This is a genomic window from Slackia sp. (assembly GCF_977041755.1).
In genome coordinates this window covers 1-3,331 of the sequence record NZ_CDRRGL010000169.1, presented here as the reverse complement: position 1 = coordinate 3,331, position 3,331 = coordinate 1, and the positions used below count along the sequence as shown (strand labels likewise).

Here is a 3,331-nt window from a genome sequence, read left to right as displayed (position 1 = left end):
CCGTACTCGCGGAAGTGATGGAACAGCACGCCCTCGCCGTGGGTCACGTTGAGGATGCGCGTCTTCAGGCCCATGGTGCCGCGCGACGGAATGCGGAACACGAGGTGCGTCATGGTCTCGTCGGAAGCCATGTCTTCCATGATGCCGCCAGCGGTGCCCATAACCTCGATAGCCTTGCCCGAGTAATCGTTGGGAACGTCGAGCGTTGCCTCCTCGATGGGCTCAAGCTTGTTGCCGTGCTCGTCGGTCTTGTACACGACCTGAGGACGACCAACCTGGAACTCGAAGCCCTCGCGGCGCATCGTTTCCATAAGAACGGACAGGTGCAGAACGCCACGACCGGCGACGCGAACGCCGCTCTTGTCTTCCGTCTCGTCAATGCGCATGGAAATGTTGGATTCCTTTTCGCGCATGAGGCGCTCTTTAAGCTGGCGGGCGCCAACGATGTCACCCTCGCGACCCACGATGGGGCTCGTGGAAGCTTCGAATACAACGGCCATGGTAGGCTCTTCGACGGCGATGGGCTTCATTTCGACCGGGTTCTCACGATCGGTAATCACGTCTCCGATGTCGGCAGCCTCAATGCCGATAACAGCAACGATGTCGCCCGCATGAGCCTCGGGGACCTCAACCTTGCCAAGGTTCTCAAAGGTGTACACCTTGCGAATCTGGGCATTGTACGGCTCGCCCTCGGAGGGAACCACGAGCACGAGGTCTTTCTCGTGAATGGTGCCGCTATGCAAGCGGCCAATGCCGATGCGGCCTTCGTAGCTGCTGTGGTCGACGGTGCACACCTGCATCGCAACCGGGCCATCGGCGTCAACGTCGGGCGCAGGAATTTCTTTCAAAATGGTATCGAGCAGCGGAATCATGTCCATGTTGCCGTCGTCGTATTCGTAGCGAGCGTAGCCATTCACGGCCGAAGCGTAAACAACCGGGAAATCGAGCTGCTCGTCGGAAGCGCCAAGTTCGACCATGAGGTCGAACACCTTATCGACGGCGGCTTCGGGATCGGCATTCGGGCGGTCGATTTTGTTCACGACCACCACAATGCGCAGGCCGGCCTCGAGTGCATGCGAAAGCACGAAACGCGTCTGGGGCTTGGGGCCTTCGTATGCGTCAACGATGAGCAGAGCGCCGTCGGCCATGTTCAGCACGCGCTCGACCTCGCCGCCGAAGTCGGCGTGGCCCGGGGTGTCGATGACGTTGATCTTCACGCCTTTGTAGTTGATGGAAATATTCTTCGACAGAATGGTGATGCCGCGCTCACGTTCCTGATCATTCGAGTCGAGCACGCGCTCCTCGACCTGCTGATTCTCGCGGAACACGTGGGCTGCGCCCAGAAGGCGGTCGACCATCGTGGTTTTACCATGGTCAACGTGCGCGATGATTGCCACGTTGCGAAGGTTTTCTTGCTTCATTTAGTCTTCTTCCCAGTTCTCTTCCAGTTGGCGCTTCTGCATCTCAATTTCGCCGAGGTGCTCATTGAGCGTCGCGATATTCTTGCACGCTCCCGTGAGCGTGACGATACCCCAAATTACCAACGTTCCCGCAAGGCCAGCCGCCCATACGATGCGGCGCAAGAACAGCGCGATAATGACGCCGGCCGCAATCATGATGATGGAATTGCGGCGCTCGTCGCACAGAGCATCGTGCTGGGCGATGAGCTGCGTGCGCGCGGCTTCCAAACCCGCAATTTTCGCCTCGCGTGCCGTGTAGGCTTGGCGAGGGCGAGAAGACGAGCGGCTCTGTTTCGACGCCGCGCGATCGCTCGTGAGATACTCGTAGGCGTCTTGTAGACGCTTGAATTGCTCAGTCGCTCGATCTTGCAGCTTCTTATTATTCGCGAAGCGATCGGGGTGCAATATCTGCACGCACTCGCGATAGGCCGATTTGATGTCGGCCGCCGACGCATCGTCGTCGAGTCCAAGGATGTTGAGCGCTTCGGTACGATTCACGCAAACCCTTTCGTCGACAAAGCGAAAACATACGGGCGAGAATTATAGCAGGCATAGCAACGCTGCAGATAAACGCGCAAAACGCTTACAAAGAACCTGCATAGCAGCGCCGCAGGCGGACATATGATTCTGGTGCGAAAGATACTCCTTGCGCACGGCGTGAGCGCAGCATAATGAGGGTGAAATACGAAAAACGCCGCCCCGAAGGACGGCGTAATGAATGTGGTGGAGAATAGGGGGATCGAACCCCTGACCTCAGGCTTGCAAAGCCCGCGCTCTCCCAGCTGAGCTAATTCCCCGTATCTAATAAACGCTCCACCGGCTCGTGGCTCACGGTGGGGCGTTTATTAAGCAAAGGTGGTGGGCCTGACAAGGTTCGAACTTGTGACCTCACGATTATCAGTCGTGCGCTCTGACCAACTGAGCTACAGGCCCGCGCTAAAAGCGCTTGGCTATATTACAACGACTCGAAACAACTTTGCAACAACTTTTTTCAACTTTTTTCGGAACTATCGCGAGTGAAGCGATTCCGCTCTTTCAGCGCAAGAAGGGCATAGCACCTGTTCCGCAAGATTGCACAAACAATTGACGCATCGAATCGGTTGCCAAAAAATGCACGAAGGGGGCCCAATTGCAACAAATCGCGCCTTTCATGGCAGGAATTAGGGCAATGGGGCCTCTTTAAGCAACCCTCACGCGTTCCCGCATCAAAACGCAATTCATAGCACCAGGTCAGCGGCACGTTGCTAAGAGAGAATCCATAAGCCGCCGTAAAAAGGAACGCAACGAGGCCCCCAGGCAGCATTTCCTGCCAGAAGCGGCCGCGCAACTAGCACCATAGACGAGACGATATGAGCAGGACATAGCAACATTGAGAGCCCCTGCTGCATGCAATTCCCGTGGATTAGGCCGACAATGGCGAGTGTCTGATTCGAACCGGTGGCGGCCACGCCACAAGCATGGAAAGGGGCTCTCTCTCATGTTGAATACTACCACCTTCGTCGGCCTCGACGTGCACGCGCGCTCGATAAAGGCCGTCGCCCTCGACGCGATGACCGGCGAGGTGCGCTCGGCCACCTTCGGCTACGACGCCGCCGAAGTCGCGGGCTGGGTGTCGTCCGTCGACCCGTCCGCCAAATGCGTCTACGAGTCGGGCGTCACCGGGTTCGACCTGCAGAAGAGGCTGGCTTCGATGGGGATCGACTGCGTCGTCGGCGCGGTCTCGAAGATGATCAAGCCCCCGGCTGACCGCAAGAGGAAGAACGACCGCAACGACGCGGAGTTCCTCGCCAGGATGCTCTCCGTGGGAAACGTCGTCGAGGTGTGGGTTCCCGACGACGGGTGCGAGGCGGCGCGCGACCTGGTGCGCGCGC

At 58.2% G+C, this 3,331-nt stretch carries 3 protein-coding genes and 2 tRNA genes; 1 reads left to right on the top strand and 4 read right to left on the bottom strand.

Annotation, left to right across the window (positions count from 1 at the left end; genetic code table 11):
* From ACWI8T_RS09040 to ACWI8T_RS09025, 4 genes are all read right to left on the bottom strand, one after another.
* On the bottom strand, positions 1-1,421 hold a 1,421-nt coding region (locus tag ACWI8T_RS09040; protein WP_449138699.1), incomplete at its 3' end, for a GTP-binding protein.
* Positions 1,422-1,958, bottom strand: a complete 537-nt coding sequence (locus ACWI8T_RS09035) for a J domain-containing protein (protein WP_114616337.1) — start codon at positions 1,956-1,958, stop codon at positions 1,422-1,424. It lies immediately after the preceding gene.
* Between the two features lie 223 nt (positions 1,959-2,181).
* Positions 2,182-2,257: transfer RNA gene (locus tag ACWI8T_RS09030), tRNA-Ala, on the bottom strand.
* A 59-nt stretch (positions 2,258-2,316) separates the two neighbouring features.
* Positions 2,317-2,393, bottom strand: a tRNA-Ile gene (locus tag ACWI8T_RS09025).
* A gap of 544 nt (positions 2,394-2,937) precedes the next feature.
* On the opposite strand from ACWI8T_RS09025, the gene ACWI8T_RS09020 reads away from it, so the two are divergent.
* On the top strand, positions 2,938-3,331 hold a 394-nt coding region (locus ACWI8T_RS09020), incomplete at its 3' end, for an IS110 family transposase (protein ID WP_449138698.1).